Annotated in this window: 19 protein-coding genes; 10 read left to right on the top strand and 9 right to left on the bottom strand. The window is 69.0% G+C overall.

All coding sequences use genetic code 11. The annotated features are described in order from the left end of the window. Window positions 1-9: 9 nt before the first annotated feature. Window positions 10-1,119, top strand: coding sequence for a beta-propeller fold lactonase family protein (locus tag JNB_RS15005; RefSeq protein WP_009777355.1), 1,110 nt, complete (start codon window positions 10-12; stop codon window positions 1,117-1,119). 96 nt (window positions 1,120-1,215) lie between these two features. Here JNB_RS15005 and JNB_RS15000 read toward each other — a convergent pair whose 3' ends face one another. Beyond that, window positions 1,216-1,839 (bottom strand): TetR/AcrR family transcriptional regulator, encoded by a 624-nt coding sequence (locus tag JNB_RS15000; RefSeq protein WP_009777354.1) that lies wholly within the window; start codon window positions 1,837-1,839, stop codon window positions 1,216-1,218. A 128-nt stretch (window positions 1,840-1,967) separates the two neighbouring features. Continuing rightward, complete coding sequence (locus JNB_RS14995) at window positions 1,968-2,987, bottom strand: NADP-dependent oxidoreductase (protein ID WP_009777353.1); 1,020 nt, start codon at window positions 2,985-2,987, stop codon at window positions 1,968-1,970. Between the two features lie 98 nt (window positions 2,988-3,085). On the opposite strand from JNB_RS14995, the gene JNB_RS14990 reads away from it, so the two are divergent. The 4 genes from JNB_RS14990 to JNB_RS14975 are packed head-to-tail and all read left to right on the top strand — an operon-like array spanning window position 3,086 to window position 5,479. Continuing rightward, the gene (locus JNB_RS14990) at window positions 3,086-3,523 is read left to right on the top strand and encodes a MarR family winged helix-turn-helix transcriptional regulator (protein ID WP_009777352.1); all 438 of its coding nucleotides are present in this window, start codon (window positions 3,086-3,088) and stop codon (window positions 3,521-3,523) included. Between the two features lie 59 nt (window positions 3,524-3,582). After that, window positions 3,583-4,206: a hypothetical protein gene (locus JNB_RS14985; RefSeq protein WP_009777351.1), complete on the top strand. Its 624-nt coding sequence runs from the start codon at window positions 3,583-3,585 to the stop codon at window positions 4,204-4,206. Next, window positions 4,203-4,805, top strand: coding sequence for a hypothetical protein (locus JNB_RS14980; protein ID WP_009777350.1), 603 nt, complete (start codon window positions 4,203-4,205; stop codon window positions 4,803-4,805). Before JNB_RS14985 ends, JNB_RS14980 begins: the two co-directional genes overlap by 4 nt. Further along, window positions 4,802-5,479, top strand: coding sequence for a hypothetical protein (locus tag JNB_RS14975; protein WP_009777349.1), 678 nt, complete (start codon window positions 4,802-4,804; stop codon window positions 5,477-5,479). The genes JNB_RS14980 and JNB_RS14975 overlap by 4 nt, the downstream gene beginning before the upstream one ends. Here JNB_RS14975 and JNB_RS14970 read toward each other — a convergent pair. From JNB_RS14970 to JNB_RS14960, 3 genes are read right to left on the bottom strand one after another with little or no spacing between them, the layout of a single operon-like run. Beyond that, window positions 5,457-6,752, bottom strand: a complete 1,296-nt coding sequence (locus JNB_RS14970) for a hypothetical protein (protein WP_148232451.1) — start codon at window positions 6,750-6,752, stop codon at window positions 5,457-5,459. The two genes, JNB_RS14975 and JNB_RS14970, sit on opposite strands and share 23 nt — an antisense overlap. 59 nt (window positions 6,753-6,811) lie before the next feature. Next, window positions 6,812-7,513 (bottom strand): alpha/beta fold hydrolase, encoded by a 702-nt coding sequence (locus JNB_RS14965; RefSeq protein WP_040883866.1) that lies wholly within the window; start codon window positions 7,511-7,513, stop codon window positions 6,812-6,814. Between the two features lie 42 nt (window positions 7,514-7,555). Then, the gene (locus JNB_RS14960) at window positions 7,556-8,458 is read right to left on the bottom strand and encodes an NAD(P)/FAD-dependent oxidoreductase (RefSeq protein WP_040884976.1); all 903 of its coding nucleotides are present in this window, start codon (window positions 8,456-8,458) and stop codon (window positions 7,556-7,558) included. Between the two features lie 110 nt (window positions 8,459-8,568). Between JNB_RS14960 and JNB_RS14955 the strand changes: the two genes are divergently transcribed. Next, window positions 8,569-9,882, top strand: a complete 1,314-nt coding sequence (locus tag JNB_RS14955) for an MFS transporter (protein WP_009777345.1) — start codon at window positions 8,569-8,571, stop codon at window positions 9,880-9,882. Here JNB_RS14955 and JNB_RS14950 read toward each other — a convergent pair. Further along, window positions 9,816-10,931 carry a DNA polymerase IV gene (locus JNB_RS14950; RefSeq protein ID WP_009777344.1) on the bottom strand — a complete coding sequence of 372 codons (1,116 nt, stop codon included), beginning with the start codon at window positions 10,929-10,931 and terminating at the stop codon, window positions 9,816-9,818. The two genes, JNB_RS14955 and JNB_RS14950, sit on opposite strands and share 67 nt — an antisense overlap. A gap of 70 nt (window positions 10,932-11,001) precedes the next feature. Here JNB_RS14950 and JNB_RS14945 point away from each other — a divergent pair, with 70 nt between their 5' ends. Genes JNB_RS14945 through JNB_RS14935 form a run of 3 tightly spaced genes read left to right on the top strand, consistent with a single transcriptional unit; the run spans window position 11,002 to window position 13,760 of the window. Beyond that, the gene (locus tag JNB_RS14945) at window positions 11,002-11,430 is read left to right on the top strand and encodes a MerR family transcriptional regulator (protein ID WP_009777343.1); all 429 of its coding nucleotides are present in this window, start codon (window positions 11,002-11,004) and stop codon (window positions 11,428-11,430) included. A gap of 27 nt (window positions 11,431-11,457) precedes the next feature. After that, a complete protein-coding gene (gene lhgO, locus JNB_RS14940) occupies window positions 11,458-12,669 on the top strand; it encodes an L-2-hydroxyglutarate oxidase (RefSeq protein WP_040884972.1) in 1,212 nt (403 codons plus the stop codon). Next, window positions 12,666-13,760 (top strand): SLC13 family permease, encoded by a 1,095-nt coding sequence (locus JNB_RS14935; RefSeq protein ID WP_009777341.1) that lies wholly within the window; start codon window positions 12,666-12,668, stop codon window positions 13,758-13,760. Before lhgO ends, JNB_RS14935 begins: the two co-directional genes overlap by 4 nt. Here JNB_RS14935 and JNB_RS14930 read toward each other — a convergent pair. Next, window positions 13,747-14,997, bottom strand: a complete 1,251-nt coding sequence (locus JNB_RS14930) for an MFS transporter (RefSeq protein WP_009777340.1) — start codon at window positions 14,995-14,997, stop codon at window positions 13,747-13,749. The two genes, JNB_RS14935 and JNB_RS14930, sit on opposite strands and share 14 nt — an antisense overlap. 56 nt (window positions 14,998-15,053) lie before the next feature. On the opposite strand from JNB_RS14930, the gene JNB_RS14925 reads away from it, so the two are divergent. Then, the gene (locus JNB_RS14925; RefSeq protein ID WP_009777339.1) at window positions 15,054-15,575 is read left to right on the top strand and encodes a MarR family winged helix-turn-helix transcriptional regulator; all 522 of its coding nucleotides are present in this window, start codon (window positions 15,054-15,056) and stop codon (window positions 15,573-15,575) included. 116 nt (window positions 15,576-15,691) lie between these two features. On the opposite strand, the gene JNB_RS14920 is transcribed toward JNB_RS14925, so the two are convergent. Further along, complete coding sequence (locus tag JNB_RS14920) at window positions 15,692-16,546, bottom strand: alpha/beta fold hydrolase (RefSeq protein ID WP_009777338.1); 855 nt, start codon at window positions 16,544-16,546, stop codon at window positions 15,692-15,694. A gap of 24 nt (window positions 16,547-16,570) precedes the next feature. Continuing rightward, entirely contained in the window at window positions 16,571-18,094 is a 1,524-nt protein-coding gene (locus JNB_RS14915; protein ID WP_009777337.1) for a multicopper oxidase family protein, read from the bottom strand. Window positions 18,095-18,223 lie beyond the last annotated feature (129 nt).

The following is an 18,223-nucleotide window of genomic DNA, read 5'->3' as shown; positions in this document are numbered from 1 at the left end:
GAGACCCAGATGCACAAGCTCGTCCCCACCCTCACCCGGATGGCCCTCGGCTCCGCCGTCGCCCTCCTCGCAGCGACCCCCGCGGTCGCCAATGCACTCCCCTCTTCATCGGCCCCCAGCGGCGCCGCCGTCTACGTGCTGAGCAACCAGGTCGCCGGCAACGCCGTCATCGCCTACCGCCGAGCCTCGAACGGCACCCTCACCCCGTCCGGCTCCTACGCCACCGGCGGCAATGGGACCGGCGCAGGGCTGGGATCCCAGAACGCGCTGGTCGTGGACGACACGGGACAGCACGTCTACGCCGTCAACGCCGGGTCCGACACCATCTCGTCGTTCCGGGTCGACCGCAAGGGCCTGCACTTGATCTCGACCGTTCCGTCAGGCGGCGACCTGCCCGTCAGCGTCAGCGTGCGCGGCGACCTGCTCTACGCGCTCAACGCTGGAGCCGGCAACAACGTCACCGCCTTCCGCGTCCTCGGTGGTCGGCTCACCCGGATCGCGGGCTCGACACGACCGCTGAGCGCTGACGGAGTCGGCGCCGCCCAGGTGTCGATCAGCCCCGACGGCGACTCGGCTGTCGTCACCGAGAAGGCAACCAGCCTCATCGATGTCTTCCAGCTCCGCGGCGACGGCAGCGCCTTCGCCACGACGACCACGCCGTCATCCGGGTCCACCCCGTTCGGATTCGCCTTCACCCCTGCGGGCTCCCTCGCAGTGTCCGAAGCCGGCCCGAGCGCCGCCACGACCTACGACGTGCAGGCCGGAGAGCTCACCGCGATCAGCGCCTCGGTCGGCAACAACCAGGCCGCCGCCTGCTGGGTGGCGGTGACCGACAACGGCCGCTATGCCTACACCGGCAACGGAGGCGGGTCACAGTCGATCAGCGGCTACCGCCTCGGCCGACACGACTCGCTCTCGCGCCTCGACGCGGACGGTCGGACCGGCACGGCTGCCGCCGGGGTCAGCGACATCGCCCTCAGCGACGGCAGTGGCTTCCTCTACGCACGGCTCGGCAACGGCACCGTCGGCGGCTACGCGGTTCGGGGCGATGGCTCCCTGAGCGCGCTCTCGACCATCGGTGGCCTTCCGGCGGGTGCAGTGGGCATCGCCGCCCACTGATCCCGACAGCACACGGTTCGGACGCCCGACCCGGTTCGCGAAGGACACTGCGACCCGCGTCGGGCGTCCGTTCTGGCTTGCGAGTCATGAGGGCCTTCACGAACCCCTTTGTGCGGCGTGAACCGTGGCGATTGCTTGGTCGAGCGCCACCTCCAGCGGGGCGACGCTGCGGAGTATCTGGGACACCAGTAGCCCGCCCTGAACTGCGGTCAGGAGGCCGAGCGCGAGCGCATCGACGTCGGCATCTTCACTGAGTTCACCCGAATCACGCATCCGCGTCAGTCCGGCCGCCAACCGGCCCTGCCACGCGGCATACGCCGCAGCTGTTGTCTCGCGCGCGAGGACCTCCGTGGCCGCTTCGGCGGCGAGGCTCCCCACCGGACAACCACCGAAGGTCGCGGCTTCACGATTTCCCGTGACCAGCAGGTCACGCCAGGCACGCAGACCGTCGAGATCGGCCAGGTCGTCAAGGAAGGGCTGCTGACCAGCCAGCACAGCGTTGCGTTGGTGCTCGATGACCGCGCAGACCAGCGCCGACTTGTCGGCGAAGTAGTGATAGAGCTGCGACTTGCTCGTCGCCGTCGCTCGCATCACGTCCTCCATCGAGGTCGCCGCGATCCCGCGTTCGTACATCAGCGCAGCTGCCTCCTCGACGATGCGCGCTCGGGTGGCCCGACCTCGCGAGGTCTGCGGGCTGGGGCGAGGCGCGTTGTCAATCACGTGGGCAGTCTAGAGCCGCACTGGACCGTACGGTCCATTCTGGCGGCGCAAGGACTTCGGCCACCGGAGGGATTGCGGCTCGCGATCGGCGTCCGCGCCAAGTCGATCGACGTCCAGACGAGCCGGGATCAGCCGAGGGAGACGATCATCTTGCCGGTGTTCTCACCGCGGAGCAGTCCGAGGAACGCCTCGACACCGTTCTCCATGCCCTCGATCGCGGTCTCGGCGTACTTGAGCTCTCCCGAGGCCAGCCACCCGCCAACCTCCTGCACGAACTGCGGCTGGAGGGCCGAGTGGTCGCCGACGAGCATGCCCTGCAGACGCAGCCGCTTGCCGATGACGAGGGCGAGGTTGCGCGGGCCGGGAGTCGGTTCGGTCGCGTTGTACTGCGCAATCATCCCGCAGATGGCCGCGCGGCCGTGGACCTTGAGTGAGCCGATGGCCGCCTCGAGGTGCTCGCCGCCGACATTGTCGAAGTAGACGTCGATGCCGTCGGGTGCGGCCTCGCGCAGCTGCTCGGCCACCGGACCGTTCTTGTAGTTGAACGCGGCGTCGAAGCCGTACTCGTCGACGAGCAGAGCGACCTTCTCGTCGGAGCCGGCCGAGCCGATGACCCGCGAGGCGCCCTTGAGCCGGGCGATCTGGCCCACCTGGCTGCCGACGGCACCGGCAGCACCCGAGACGAAGACTGCGTCGCCGGGCTGGAAGGACGCAACGTCGAGCAGACCCGCGTATGCCGTGAGTCCCGTCATCCCCAGAACGCCCAGGTAGGCGGACAGCGGCGCGACAGCAGGGTCGACCTTGACGACGGCCGAGCCGGCGACGTCGGCGTACTCGCGCCAACCGAGGCCGTGCAGGACGTGGTCGCCCACCTCGATGCCCTCGGCTGCGGAAGCGATGACCTCACCGACTGCACCACCCTCCATGGGCTGGTCCAGCTGGAACGGCGGGGCGTAGGACTTCACGTCGTTCATCCGGCCGCGCATGTAGGGGTCGACCGAGAAGTGCAGGTTGCGCACGAGCACCCGGCCGTCCGCGGGTGCGGTCACCGGTGCCTCACGCAGGGCGAAGTCCTGCGCCGTTGGCCACCCGTGGGGGCGGGCGACGAGGTGCCATTCACGGCTGGTCGTGGGCAGGGCGGCAGACATGGGCAAGGTCTCCTCAGACGTGCGGCAAATACTTCAGTACGTGAAACACCATCCTCCGTGATGTTTCATGTTGTCAAATATCTGGCTATCGTGGACCCATGCCCCGTGCCTCCCGCGACCCACTGACCCATGAGGTCGTCGACCTCATCGGGTCCGTCGTGGCCCGCTACCACGAGGAGTACGACCGGGCCGCAGCCACGCACTCGCTCACCGGAGCCCAGGCGCGCGTGCTCGCCCTCATCGCACTCGACCCGCTCCCCATGCGCCAGATCGCCCGGGCCCTGCGCTGCGAACCGTCCAACGTCACCGGCATCGTCGACCGACTCGAGGCTCGCGGCCTCGTCGAGCGCCGGCCGGACCCGAGCGACCGCCGGGTCAAGGTCGCCGCGGCCACCGCGGACGGCACCCGGACGGCGGAGCAGCTGCGGGACTCGCTCGACTTCGCCCGTGAACCCTTGGCCGCGCTCTCCCGGGCCGACCGCACGACCCTGCGCGACCTCCTGCAGCGAATGATCGGCGAGCACAGCGATGCCTGACTCCAGCGCCTCGCCCGGTGTGGCCCCAACTGGCCCCAACAGTCCCTAGAATCGCGCCCATGGGGGAAGTCACCAGCGCGCGGCGCGGGGTTCTGGGGCGAGCGGGCGCGTTCGTCAAGGGACGCCCGACGACGCAGAAGGTCGGAGGCGGGGTCGCCGCAGCACTGCTCGCCAGCGCGCCCTTCGGTGGCCTGGCGGCAGTGGCCGAGCCGGCCCCCGAACCCCTGGCGCTCGACCAGCCGATCATGGTCGGGCCCTACAAGGTCGTCATCGACAAGATCGTGGAGATCCCCGACCTCGCACCGGCGATCACGCCCTCAGCACCTCAGCGCCTCCTCGTCCTCGACGCCGAGGTCACTCTGACTGGCGATCGTCCGGAGTATGCCGGCGCCCTGACCAGTCACATCCGCGCCAGGGGCGGTGGTGACGTCAAGACCACGGGCCGGCCTGACCTCTACTCCATCGACGACGCCACCAAACTCATGTCGTTCAACCCGGGCATCACCTACCAGGTGGCCATCACGTTCACCACGACCGGTCGCTGGGAGAACGAGACCGCCGTCATCGCCACGGAGCGCACGGAGTTCCGTGTGGAGGACAAGCAGACCCTCGATCCCAACGCCTGGGTCGGGCTGGGCGAGGTCGATCGCGAGAGCACCCTTCCCATCGTGAGGCGGCCATGAGGCGCACCATCGCCATGGGGGCCTTCGTCATCGCTGCCATGGGTCTGGGGCGCCTCATCACCGACCACGTGCCGCTCGAAGAGAGCGCCGACAAGCCCTTCGTGCACCACGCTGCGGTCGATGAGCGGGTAGCCCTGGACTACGCCGACGTCACTGTCACTGACGTCCACGTCACCCCGACCATCATGGGATCACCGACCGCCTCCGCGGCTGGCGGGCGCTGGCTCGTCGTCGACACCGAGTTGCTCGCCGGGCGCGCACCGGTGACGATGGCCGGCTTCTTCCTCATCGATGCCAAGGACCATCGCTGGATCCCGTCCACCCGCGCCCAGGAGTGCGAGCAGAGCGTCAACCTGTCGGCCGGGGTGCGCGCCTACGCGAGCTTCTGCTTCGACATCCCCAAGCACGGGCTCGAGGGTGCGCGGCTCATCGCGACCCGCGGACCCTGGACGTCGCACGAGTCGGAGTTCCGCCGTGACGACCTCGCCGACATCGACCTCGGCATCGCCGCATCCGAGGTGGACGGTCTGTGGGCGCTGACCGCTGCCGTCAACGTCAAGCAGAGCGGGCCGCTCACGCCGCAGGAGGCCCGCCGATGACGACGCCCACGATCGACGCGACCGAGCCGAGCAGCACGCCACCGCCGAGCCCTCGCCGACCCAGCCGATGGTGGATGGCAGCTGTCCCGGTCGCCATCGTGGCGATGCTCGCAGCCAACGGCTACCGGGCACCGGTGTTCTGGTACCAGTCCGGCCTGCACCACGAGATCGCCAGTGGCGATGCCAACACCTGGGTGCAGGTCTCCGAGAACTACACCGACGCCCACGGTGACACCACCCGCGCGTACTCGGTCAGGCTGGTGGGCCTGGGAGGTGCGGACACGGCATACACGCAGAAGTTCGGTGACGACTTCACGCTCAAGGACGGGATGGTGGCACGCACCGTCAACCTCGACTTCTCGGCGGACCCGACCCAGCCGCTCAAGAACTGCGCCCTCACACTGATCGACGACCAGGGTCGCGAGTACCGCGTGGGAACCATCTTTGACGACATCGGGCCGACCACGACCGTGTGCGTCCCCGAGGAGACCCCGGGACCCTCGCTCCCCATCGTGTCCACACAACGTCGCGGCGTGGTGGACAAGGGTGAGGAGCCCCGACCACGAGAGTGGTCGGCATCCCCCGCCGTTGCCGTCCCCGAGGATGCCAGGTTCGTCGAGATGCGGATCTCGTTCGAGTATCCGGACTACGTCACGCTCCGACTTCCGCGCTGACCTCGCGTCGATCCGCCGGCGACGGGTCGCCCGCAGGGTCGGCTGCGAGCTTCGGGCCGAGCAGCCAGTCGATGGCGGCCGCGAGCAAGGCTGCAGCGAGCACCATCGTGATGGCCAGGCCCACGGCTTTTTCCATCGGCGAGAAGGCCAGCCAGGTCTTGGTCTCGATCGGGCCGATGGCCAGCCGCAGGAGCTGACCCACGAGCCACGGGATGCGGATGACGATGAGGAAGGCGAGACAGAAGGTCAGCATCGGCAGCAGGCCAGCTGTGGCCATCATCCGCAGGCCGTTCCAGAACGCCGACCAACGCTCTCGGACGTCACCCACGAGCCCGCCACCATAGCGACGGACCGGGGCGGGGATCCGCTCCCAGCGAGGGTTCGGGGCCTTCTGCGGCGACTCCGGTGGTGAGAGCTTGTGCCCCAGCACGACAGCGCCCACGGTGAGCCAGGCAAGGGGAACGACGACGACCGCGTCGATCGCTCCCAACAGTCCGAAGAGCCAGGTCGTGACGGTATCGACGGGATTGGCCAGCGGGCCGAGTGATGAGACGACTTGGTCGTAGCGATCGAGCACCACGTCCGAGGCCCGCCGGCTTTCGACCCACGACATCCCGGTCTCGCGGAAGTCGGCGACCTTCTGTGCCACCTGCGAGGTGTAGTAGACCTCGACGAGTGCTCCGAGGAAGGCGAGCCACAGGAAGCGGGTCACGCTCTCGATCTTGCCCAGGGCGAAGCGCAGCACCCAGGCGATGACGACGATGGCCAGGACGATCTGCCAGTCATAGAGCGCCAGTCGGCCGGCGAAGTCATAGTCGGGCGGGTTGTCGATGCTGAACTGGTTGAACTCGGCGTAGGCGGCCTCGTTGGTGAAGCGGTAGAGGTCCTCCTGCAGCAGCCCGTACGACACGTAGACGGCGAGGAACGGCACCAGCACCGAGACTGCCACGTCAACGAGGCGCATCTCGCGCTTCTCCGTGCTCGCCTGGCGGGCCTCACGATGAGACAGCGCAGCGACGTTGGGCAATGACCCACGCGTCATGTAGAGCATCGCGATCATCGCCAGGAGGAACCCGAGCGGCGCGATGATGAGGATGAGCTGGGCGATGAAGGCGTTGTGGTCACTGACGACGATCGCGACCCACAGCGCACCGCTGCGCACGGCGAGCCCGAGACAGGCGATGACGATGAAGGGCGCCCAGTAGGTGCGCAGGATCCGCGCCGCCGACACCAGAACGGCAGGGATGTCCCTGACCCGCATCTCGTCGTTCATGAACACCCCTCGCGCCGTCGCCCCCACCGGACCCAACCTGACGAGCGGAGCATATCGAGTCAGGGTGCCTGAGACCCGGAGACGTCGAGGAATCTGCGGACAGCGGCGAGGAACTCCGTTGGCCTGGTCGCATGGATCTCGTGGCCGGTGTCGATGGTGGTGAGGCTGCCCGACGGGACCGTGCGCACCAGGTCCGCCACCCACTCCTGCGGGACGAAGCTCCTCGGCCCGCCGCCGATGGCCAGGACGGGCACGGCGATCCGACGCAACACGTCGGCCCAGTCCGGCGTCGGGGCGTCGATCTCGGGTCGCACCTGTTCGACCATCGACCAGTCGAAGGGCAGCTCCGTTCGCGGGCGAGAGGGCATCAAGGGCCGGCGTGGGCGGATGAGTCCGACGTCCTCGAGCACGACGTTGCGAATCCCGTTGCCGCGAGCCGCAACCCGGCAGGCCACCAGTCCGCCGAGCGAGTGGCCGAGGAGGTCAAGCTCCTCACCCAGCTGGGACAACAGGCCCTCGACGTCGGAGGCCATGAGCTCGATCGAGTAGGTGCCCGGCCAGTCGCTCTCCCCGTGGCCGCGCAGGTCCACGGCATACACGTTTCGGTCCTGCGAGAGGTCTTGCGCGACGACGTCCCAGTCCCCCGCTGTCAGGCCGGTGCCGGGCAGCAGGACGACGCCGCGCTGCACCGGGTGGCTGCACGTCCACACGCGCACGGCCAGGCTCACCCCACCGACCTCGAAGCGTTGGACCTCAGCCATGACACCAGTCTGCGCCCAGCCCACCCCGCGGGGCCCCACGACTCAGCTTCGGGCAAGCAGGCCGGCGATGGCGGAGTGGCCGGCCATCTGCCCGGCGGCGGTGGCCATGACGACGGAGGCCATCGGCATCGGGAATGCGGCGAGGTGGGCGAGGTCGCCACCCGCCGTCACCCCGGGCACATTCGTGCGGCCGAACTCGTCAATGCGGACAGCGCCCGACGGGTTGAGCTCGAGACCCAGTTGCGTTGCAAAGGGGGCTGATTGGTGCAGGGTCGGGACGACGAACAGCACCGCCACGTCCTCCGTCGAGCCGTCGTCGAGAGCGACGCGCAAACCGTCACCGACGCGATCGATGCCCGTCATCCTCGCCTCGATGATCGGCGCGTCGGTGGTCGCACCCTCGGGCAGTTCCTGGCCCTCGGCGAAGACGACGAACTCGCCCGCGATCGGGCCCATCAGGGCGGTGTAGTGGCCGGCCCCAGCCGCACCGATGATGCCGATCCGCTTGCCCGCGAACTCGAACGCGTGGCAGAACGGGCACTGTGCCGCGAGGTCTCCCCACACGTCCTGCAGACCCGGGATGAGCGGCAGCTCGTCGCGGACCCCGGTGGCGAGCACGACGGCATACGCCGAAAGGACGGAACCGCTCTTGAGGGTGAGCCGGAAGGCGTCGCCGTCGCGCTCGATCGTCTCGACGCGTTCTTCACGAACCGAAACCGTGTCGTATGCCGTGAGCTCGGCTCGCGCTGCCGCGCGGAAGTCTGCGGGTGGCGTGCCGTCGTGGGTGAGCACGTTGTGCATGTGGCTCACCGTGGCGTTGCGGTAGGTGCCGTCGTCGAAGAGGGTGACCTGCCGGCGGACCCGGCCGGCAGTGAGGGCGGCCTGGAGACCTGCGGGGCCGCCGCCGATGATCGCGATGTCGGTGTGCTCTGGTGAAGTCGTCATGGTCCGATGCTGAACCTTCAGGTTGACCTGAAGGCAAGCGCTGAACATTGAGATGCGGCTGAAGTGGTCCACATGTATCTTGACGTCAAGACACTTTGGGAGGGGTACCTGTGCTGAGCAGATGGTGGCGGTCGATCGTTCCGCCGACGAAACTCGAGCGCGACCTGGCGTTGCAGAGCATGCTGTCGGCGTTCGCGACGGGGTCGTTCCTCACAGGTACCGCGGTGTTCTTCACCCAGATCGTGGGGCTCACGGGTGCGCAGGTGGGGCTCGGGATGTCGATTGCCGCGGCCGTGACGCTGGCCCTGTCGATGCCCCTCGGGCGACTGACGGACGTCGTCGGAGCCAAGAAGCTCTGGGTGGCGAGCGCCGCTGTCGAGGCGTTGCTCTATCTCGCGTGGCCGCTCGCGAGTGGGTTCGTCGCGTTCGTCGTGCTGTTGGCGGTGCTTGCCTGCGTGGAGAACGCAGGTCGCTCGGCGCGCAACGTCTATCGCATCGAGGTCTTCCCGCGCGAGACCCGCGTGCGAGCCATGGCGTATCAGCGCGCGGCCCGCAACGTCGGCTACACACTCGGGGCCGGGACCGCTGGGGTGGCGCTCGGCATCGGGACCCGCGAGGCGATCATCGCCGTCCCGCTCATCACAGCCGGGCTGCTCGTCGTCAACGCGGTCATGGTCTCGTTCCTGCCCGCGATCCAGCGCACGGCGCACGTGACTTCGGGAGCAGAGGGGCACGTCTCGCCGGCCGCGCTCAAGAACGTTGGGTTCGTCGGCTTGGCACTTTGCAACGGCGTGCTCCAGTCCAACCAAGTGTTGCTCAACGTCGTCGTGCCGCTGTGGCTCGTCGAGCAGACCGACGCTCCTCGGGCCCTGCTCGCGTGGCTGTTCGGCACCAACACCGTGCTGGCCGTGCTCCTGCAGGTGCGGGCCTCACGTGGCGCGGAGACCGTCAACGGGTCATTGCGCGCGGTGCGGTTGTCGGGTCTGGCTTTCGTCCTGTCCTGTGCCGTCATCAGCGTGACCCACGAGACGATCGGCTGGGTCTCGATCGTGCTCATCTGGATCGGCCACATCACCATCACCGGAGCCGAGCTGTGGCAGTCGGCGGCCGACTGGGGCTTCACCTCGGAGCTGTCCGATCCGCGTCGCCTCGGTGACTACCAGGGCGTGTGGGGTCTGGGGTACCAGATCGAGCCGATCATCTTTCCGGCGCTCTACACGTTCCTGGCGCTGACGTGGGGGCCGGCTGGGTGGGCTGTCATCGCGGTCATCGCCGTGACGGCAGCGGCGCTCTCCCACCCCGCCGCCCGGGCAGCCGAACGCCACCTCGAACGCCACGCCGCCCCAGATAGGTGGGGTCACGCGGGATCGCCCGGGTCGGCGGCGGCGGGGCCACCTCTTCCGGTGGTGCGGGGCTGTACGTAGCCACCTTCGGGCGGGACCATCTCGGCTCTCACACCGAGCAGTCGGATCGGCCGGGCGTCGTCCAGCCCGTGCAGGAGTTCCATCGCCGTGGCCGCGATGACCGCAGGGTCGTAGGTCGGCTCGGGCAGCTTGCGGATCCGCGTCGTCGTGAAGAACGGCGCGAACCTGACCTTGAGGTGGACCCGTGCGCAGGCCCGCTCCTCGCGCCGAATGTCCTCGACGACCTGATCTGCCAGCGTCCCGATCGCCGCCTCGATGTCGTCCGGCTCGACGAGGTTGGACTGGTAGGTCGTCTCCCGCCCATGGGCCCGAGCGATCCAGGGCGTGTCGTCGATGACGGTCGCCCCGAGCCCCCGCCCCAGCCGACCGTAGTGCGGCCCCATGCGTGGCCCGAACTCGGCGGTGAGCACCTCGTCATCGGCATCGGCGAGCTGCTGCACCGACTCATAGCCGTGCTCCGCGAGGCGGGCAGCGATGCGGTTGCCGACGCCCCAGAGCGCGGTCGTGGGCCGCTCCCCCATCACCTCGAACCAGTTGTCGCGGGTCAGGACGAACGTGCCCTGAGGTTTGCCGAAGTCCGTCGCGATCTTGGCGCGCACGGTGGTGTCACCCACCCCGACGGAGCAGTGGAGCTCCGAGGCCTCGAGCACCTCGGCGCGGATGGCGTCCGCGTGGGCCACGGCCTCAGCCACGTCGTCACCCGGCGTCGAGATGCCGACGAATGCCTCGTCCCAACCGAGCACCTGGACGACCGCGCCGTCGTGCGCACGCAGCGTCTCCATGACGACGGCCGAGGCGGCGTCATAGGCGGGCCCGTCGACCGGGAGGAACACGGCGTCGGGGATCTTGCGGACGGCGAGCTTGAGCGGCATACCCGAATGGACGCCGAAGGCGCGCGCCTCGTAGGACGCCGTCGAGACGACCGCACGCTCGGTCGGGTCGCCACGGCCGCCGACGACGACGGGCAACCCGGCCAGCTCCGGGCGGCGCAGGATCTCGACCGCCGCGATGAACTGGTCGAGGTCGACGTGAAGCACCCATCGGGCCATGGATCCAGTGTGCCGTGCAGTCCCGACACTGGCAGGGCACAAGGACGCGCGCCCAAACGTTGAGGTGCACATGAAGCGTGCGCCGGACGAGAACTGGACCATCAGCGACCTCGCCAGCCGCTTCGACCTGCCAACCCACGTCCTGCGCCACTGGGAGTCGATCGGCCTGCTCGAGCCGCGACGCGACACCTCCGGCTATCGCCGCTACGGGCAGGACGACCTCGTGCGGATCGCGATCATCCAGCGCAACAAGCTCGCGGGCATGACGCTCGAGCAGATCCGGGTACTCCTCGACGCCGAGGCGAAGGACCGGCACGAGGTGCTCGAGGGACACCTTCGCGACCTCGAGGAGCGCATGCTCGCGCTCGAACGCTCCCGGGAGATGACCGAACACGCCCTTCGTTGCCGCGCCCACGACATCACGGCCTGCCCCCGTTTTGTCGCCGCGGTCCAGGACGTCATCGACGGCCGGGCCCACTTCGAGGTCACCACCTCCTGACTCAGGGTCATGGGCTTGGATGAGCACATGCATGATGTCGTGGTCGTCGGAGGCGGGATCGTCGGTCTCGCGACGGCACGCGAAATCCTGCACCGGCGACCGGGCACGGACGTCCTCCTTGTCGAGAAGGAGGTCGAGGTCGCCCAGCACCAGAGTGGCCACAACAGCGGCGTGATCCACGCTGGCGTCTACTACGCGCCCGGCAGCCTCAAGGCCCGCTTCTGTCGCGAGGGCGCCGCGAGGACTCGCGACTACTGCACCGAGAAGCGAATCCCGTTCTCCGACACCGGGAAGCTCGTCGTGGCGACGAACCCCGCAGAGGTCCAGTGGCTCGACGAACTCACCGAACGAGCCCGCACCAATGGCCTGACGGTCACTCCCCTCACCGCCGACGCCCTGCGGGAACGCGAGCCGCACATCACCGGCTTGGCCGCCCTCCACGTGGCGGCAACTGGAATCACGGACTACCCCGCTGTATGCCGTGCGCTCGCCTCGGACATCTCGGCCGCCGGTGGCGTGGTCCGCACCTCCACCGCGGTCACTGCGATCGCCGAGTCCGCCGCCTCGGTCACCCTCACCCTCGCTGAGAACGGTTGGGAGACAGTCGAATCCGCCCGCAAGGTCATCGTCTGCGCAGGGTTGCAGGCCGATCGGCTCGCGGCGATGTCCGGGCTCAACCAGGGCGCCAACGCCTTCCAGATCGTGCCGTTCCGTGGCGAGTACTACCGACTGCCCGACACTCGTCACGACCTGATCGACGCGCTCATCTATCCCGTGCCCGATCCGGAGATGCCCTTCCTCGGGGTGCACCTCACCCGCACCATCGACGGCGGCATCACCGTTGGCCCCAATGCCGTCCTCGGCTTCAGCCGCGAGGGCTACCGCAAGGGCTCGATCAGCCTGCGCGACGTCGCGAGCCTCGCCCGCTTCCCCGGGATGTGGCAGGTCGCCCGCACCCACTGGCGCACCGGCCTCGCCGAGCAGCGCGACTCCCTGCGTTCGCAGGGCTACCTCGATCTCGTCCGCCGCTACTGCCCTGAGCTGACGGTCGACGACCTCCTCCCCGAGCCGGCCGGCATACGCGCTCAGGCCGTTCTGCGCGACGGCACCCTCGTCCACGACTTCCTCATTCGCAGAACGGACCGGACCACCCACGTGTGCAACGCGCCCTCCCCCGCCGCGACCTCGGCCTTCCCCATCGCCGAGCACATCGTCGATCTCGCAGAGGTCGCCACGTGAACAGCCAGGAGCTGCTCGACCTCGCCGCCCGCATCGGCCCGGTCATGGTCTTCCTCGTGGCGATGACGGTCGTGGCCGAGGTGGCCGAGATTGCCGGGGTCTTCGATGTCGCGGCGCACTGGACCGCGCACGCCGGGCGCCATCGCACCTGGCTGCTCTGGATCCTCGTCGTCGCCCTCGCTGTGGCGTGCACGATCGTCCTGAGCATCGACACGACGGCCGTGCTTCTCACACCGGTGGTCATCGCCATGGCTCGTCAGCTGGGGATCGCGGCGATGCCGTTCGCGTTGACGACGGTCTGGCTGGCCAACACCGCGTCCTTGCTGCTTCCCGTGTCGAACCTGTCCAACCTCATTGCCCTGCACAAGTTTTCGCAGCTCGGCGCGGGCACGCACGAATACATCGCCCTCGCCTGGAAGCCCGCGATCGCCGCAATCCTCGCCACGGTCGTTGTCCTCTTCTTCCTCCACCGGCGCGACCTGCTCACGCGCTACACGGTCGAGTCACCGGCCGACCCGCACGACCGAGTCCTGCTCTGGGTCTCCGGCGGGGTCTGCGTGGCCCTCGGGCCGGCCTTCGTCAGCGGAGTCACGCCCGCCATCCCCGCCGTCATTGCCGCTGTCGCCCTCGTCGCGACCCTCGCGTGGCGCTGGCGCCCGAAGGTTCGATCCATCCAGGTGCCGTGGCTCATGGTGCTCGCCGTCTGCGCCCTCTTCGTCGTGGTCGACATCGCGATGCGCCACGGCCTGGAGCCCGCCCTGTCATCACTCGTGGGCAGCAGTGGCGGCGACGGAAGCCTGTGGCGGGTGGGCGCCGTGGGTGCGGTGAGCGCCAACGTCGTCAACAACCTGCCGGCCTACCTCGCGCTCGAACCCGTCGCCGATGACTCACCGGCCCGGCTCATGGCGCTCCTCATCGGTGTCAATGCCGGCTCCATCGTGACCGTCTGGGGTTCCCTGGCGACCTTGCTCTGGCGTGACCGGTGCCGTCGCGCTGGGCTCACGATCGATGCGTGGCCGTATGCCGTCCGCAGCCTTCTGTGCGCGGCCGCGGCCGTGTCGGCCGCGCTCCTGGCGCTCAGCCTGGGGTGACGTGGCGCTCGAGGCCACGCACCGACGGGAGCAAGGTCGAGAGCAACGCGGTCCCGCCCATGATGCAACCCACCACGATGAGCCACGGGGTCATGCCGACGAGAGCGCTGATCGGTCCGGCAACCACGAGCCCCAGCGGCCGGGCCACGAACGAGCCCACCATGTCGAACGCGTAGACCCGGGCGAGCTTGTCCTCGGAGACGTTCTGCTGGATGGACAGGTCCCAGTTGACGCTGAAGATCTCGAGCCCGAAGCCGTGGAGAGCCGCTCCGGCGAGGAGGACGACGATGCTGTCCGAGAGGGCCATGGCGATCGGGAAGGCCGCGGTCAGCGACAGCATGAGGGTGCCGATGAGCAACCCCCGGCGGGGCCGCCACCGCAGCGAGGTCAACCCGCCGAGGATGAAGCCGCCCATGAGGGCGGACAGGGCCCAACCCCAGGCCGACTCGGTCCAGGTGTCCTTGGCGACGATGGGGCCGAGCACGCCCTGAACCCCGCCATAGAACAGGTGATAGAGCAGCGCCTGGCTGATCAGGAGCCACAACCAGGTGTGCCGGAAAACCTCGGCCGCTCCCTCGCGGAGGTCACCGAGCAGGGTCCGGCGAGCCTTCGAGCCCGCAGCCGCAACGGCCGCCCCGGGCACGTCGATGAGGCTGAAGAAGACCGCTGCCAACGCGAAGGTGAGGGCGTCCACGGCAATGGCCCACCCCGAGCCGAACGCGGCGACGATCATTCCGGCGGAGGCAAACCCCAGGACCTGCGCCGCCTGCGAGGTCAGCCGGCGCACCGTGACCGCGTCGGCGAGGTCGGGCGCCGGGACGGTCTGCCGGGTCATCGCCTGGGACGAAGGGCCGCTCAGGGCGCCGAGGCATCCATTGAGCATCCCGATGGCGGCGATCATCGGGATCGTGGCCCAGCCAGCGATGAGACTCACCGCCATCACGGTCTGGGTGACCGCGGTGGCTGCGGCCGATCCCTGCATCATCAGCCGTCGCGACACCCTGTCCCCGAGCACGCCGCCGAACATGATGGTGATGACCTCGGCAGCCGCGAACACCGCGACGACGACCCCCAGCTCCGTGGCCGTGCCGCCGAGCTCGAGGACAGCGAAGGCCAGAGCCACCGGCGTGATGGCGTTGCCCAACGAGGTGACGCCCGTGCCCGCGACCAGGAACCGATAAGGCCGGTGGCGAAGGACGTCGCGGACCGTCGAGGGTCGTGTCCCGATCTGCGTCATGGCTCCAAACTACTTCGCTAGCGAACTATTCGTCAACGAATTGCTAGAGTGGATCCATGGCGGCAGGCGAGGACAGCGCGGATCGACACGTTGCACGGTGGCGCGGCCACTGGGTCCTCGAGTCCGCCCCCTACGACGACACCGTCGAGGCGATCACGACCCGCATCGGCCTGATCATGCGGCACCTGCGTGAGCACAAGAAGGTCGCGGCCACCGAGGCCGGCCTGCAGGACTTCGAGTACGACACCCTGCACTCCCTGATGATCCGGGACACCCCCGGGATCGCCTCGCCCACGGCGCTCGCCACCGACCTCCACGTCTCGCCCGCAGGCATGTCGGGCCGCCTCGAGAGCATGGAGAAGGCCGGCTGGATCACCCGCACGACCGACCCGGCCGACCGTCGCCGCCTCGGCGTCGAAGCCACTCCTGCCGGCATCGAGATCTGGCGAGCCACCATGACGCTTCGCGGCAACGAGGAGGACGAGATCCTGGGCGTCCTCAGCGCCAAGGAGCGCGAGACCCTCAGCGCCCTGCTCAAGCGAGTCACCCTCCACATCGAGGAGGGCCGCGACCACTGAGGGGGCGCGCCGACCAGTCGGGGGTTGTGTGACCAGTCGGGGGTCGCACAGGGCCCGACTCGTCACAGGGGCCCCGACTGGTGGCGCAGTGGCCGCGATCCTGGGCGTTCCGCGGATCAGCGGCTGACGGCGTCGCGCAACCAGACGGCGACCTCGGCGGCGAAGCTGCCCGGGTGGCGCACCCAGGTGAAGTGGTCGAAGGCCGGGCCGTCCTCGCCCGCCGCCCGGGTCACGAAACGGTGCTCGACCCGCGCACCCGTGAGCTTGCCGGCCAGGTTGTCGACCGACCCCTGCGGAGCCAGCGCGTCGTTGTCCAGAGTGATCGCGAGAACCGGCAGCCCCACGCCGGAGAAGTCCGGCTCACCCACCACTTCACCGCGCTCCACGGCGAGATCGCCGCGCCGGGCGAACCGCGCCCACTCGCGCATCAGCTTGCGCGGCTGGCGACCGCCGAAGCCGACCCGGTCACCGGGCCAGTGCCCACGGACGCTCGCGATGGCACCCAGCGTCTGCGTCTGCACGAGGAGCTTGAGCCGATTCGGGAAGCCGCGCCAGTAGGGCGAGCCCGACCCGATGAGCACCAGAGCACTCACCGGTGAGGCGTGCGTGGCGAGATGCACCAGTGCGACCTGACCACCGAACGAGTGGCCGAGGAACGCGAGCGGCCTTCCGGCATGACGCTCCTGGGCCACAGCGACAGTGGCGGCGACAACGTCGTCGGACACTGCGGCATACCCGAAGTCGTTCTTGCGGCTCGCGAGTGGACGGCTGACACCCTGCCCCGGGAAGTCGGCCGAGAGGACGGCGACACCCTCGGCGGCGAGGGCCGCGGCGAACGGTCCGTAGTAGCCGGCAGCCACGCCGAGGGCCGGCAGCAGGATGACGACCGGGTCACCCGGGCCTCCACCGTCGACGCCGACGATCGCGGTGTGTCCCCCACCGGGCAGGTCCAGGTCAGTCACGTGATCCACGACTGAACCGTATGCCGCGTGTGATCAGTGGGCGTGCCCGGTCGTCACCTGCGTCGCTGCGTCGTCCGGGTGGTCGACGTGGAGCCCGCCGACGGCCTCACCCTGGCGGGCGACGACGAACTGGCCCATCAGGCCCTGGTCCTCGTGCCGCAACAAGTGGCAGTGGAACATGTAGGGGCTGTCGGCGTCGGCGAAGTCGGTGAAGCGCATCCGCAGCTCCACGCTCTCGCCCGGGCGGATGAGGACGGTGTCCTTCCATCCGGCGAGGACCGGCGGAGGTGAGGCCCCGGCATACCGGATCACCTGGAACTGGACGTCGTGGATGTGGAAGTTGTGGACCTGGCCGTCGGAGTTGGTGACGGCCCAGACCTCGGTCGTGTCGAGGCGAGCGACGATGTCGACCCGGCCCATGTCCATCTTGCCGAAGTTCGTGCTGCTGCCGTTGAGGGTGATCTGGCGGGTGGCCGCGACCGGGTCGTCGGCAAGATCGGGGGCGGGAGCCAGGACCGCGGGAATGGCCGGGCTCGGGCGCAGGGCAGCGGCACCGCGCAGCTCGAGGATGTCGAGCCGGTCGGTGTCCCCGGTGAAGCGGTTGCTGTCGGCGAAGGGCGGGGTGCTCTGCAGAACCGTCCGCTCACCCGGGCGCACGGCCACGACGATCTCGGCGCGCTCCCCCGGTGAGAGGAGCAACTCGTTCGTCTCCACAGGATTCGGGAGGAGACCACCGTCACTCGCGACGACGGCATACGCCCGCTTGTCGTCGAAGTGGAAGCGATAGACGCGGGCGTTCGAGCCGTTGACCACGCGCAGACGCACACGCTGGGTCGTCACGTCGAGGAACGGGCCGGGCGTGCCGTTGACGAGGACGGTGTCGCCGAGGATGCCTGCGGACTGGAAGAGCCCGTGGGTGTCATCGAGCTGGTTGCCGTCAAATGCCTTGTCCTGCACCAGGACCGGGAAGTCATCGACGCCGTAGGTCTTCGGGAGCGCGACCTCGTTGGCTTCGTCGATGATGAACAGGCCGGCCAGCCCGCGATAGACGTGCTTGGCGGTCTCGCCGTGCGGGTGAGGGTGGTACCAGAGGGTCGCGGCCGGCTGGTCCACCTGCCAGTGCGGTGACCAGGTGGCGCCGGGTGCGATCGGCTGGTGGGGTCCGCCGTCCATGGCCGCCGGGAGGTGCATGCCGTGCCAGTGCACCGTTGACGTCTCGCCGACTCGGTTGGTGACGTTGACCCTGACCTGCTCGCCCCTGGTTGCGCGGAGCGTGGGGCCGAGGAAAGCCCCGTTGAAGCCCCACGTGCGGGTGGGGCCGCCGCGGCCGAGGTCGGTCTCGCCCGCCTGCATCGAGAGGTTGAAGGTGCGCACGCCCTGGGTGTCGACGCTGGACGGCGCCAGCGGTGGGATCACGAGCGGGCGGTCGAAGTCCACCTTGCCGATGGTGTCGATGCTCGCCTTCGAGAACGACCAGGCGATGTAGGCCGCGAACCCGCCAAGGAAGAGGACCACCGTGGTCACGACGGCGGCAAAGAGCTTGAGAGCGGTGCGCATGTCCTCACCGTCGCGGCTGAATCAGGTGGTGAACAGGGTTTTCGGGGTGCCCTCAGGGCTGCGCTCAGGGCCAACTCCGGGGCCACCCCGAGACTCGGAGTTCCGACTCGCCGGTCACGAAACGGCAAC

Source organism: Janibacter sp. HTCC2649 (assembly GCF_000152705.1).
Lineage (GTDB): Bacteria > Actinomycetota > Actinomycetes > Actinomycetales > Dermatophilaceae > Knoellia.
This window is presented reverse-complemented; position numbering and strand designations above follow the sequence as displayed.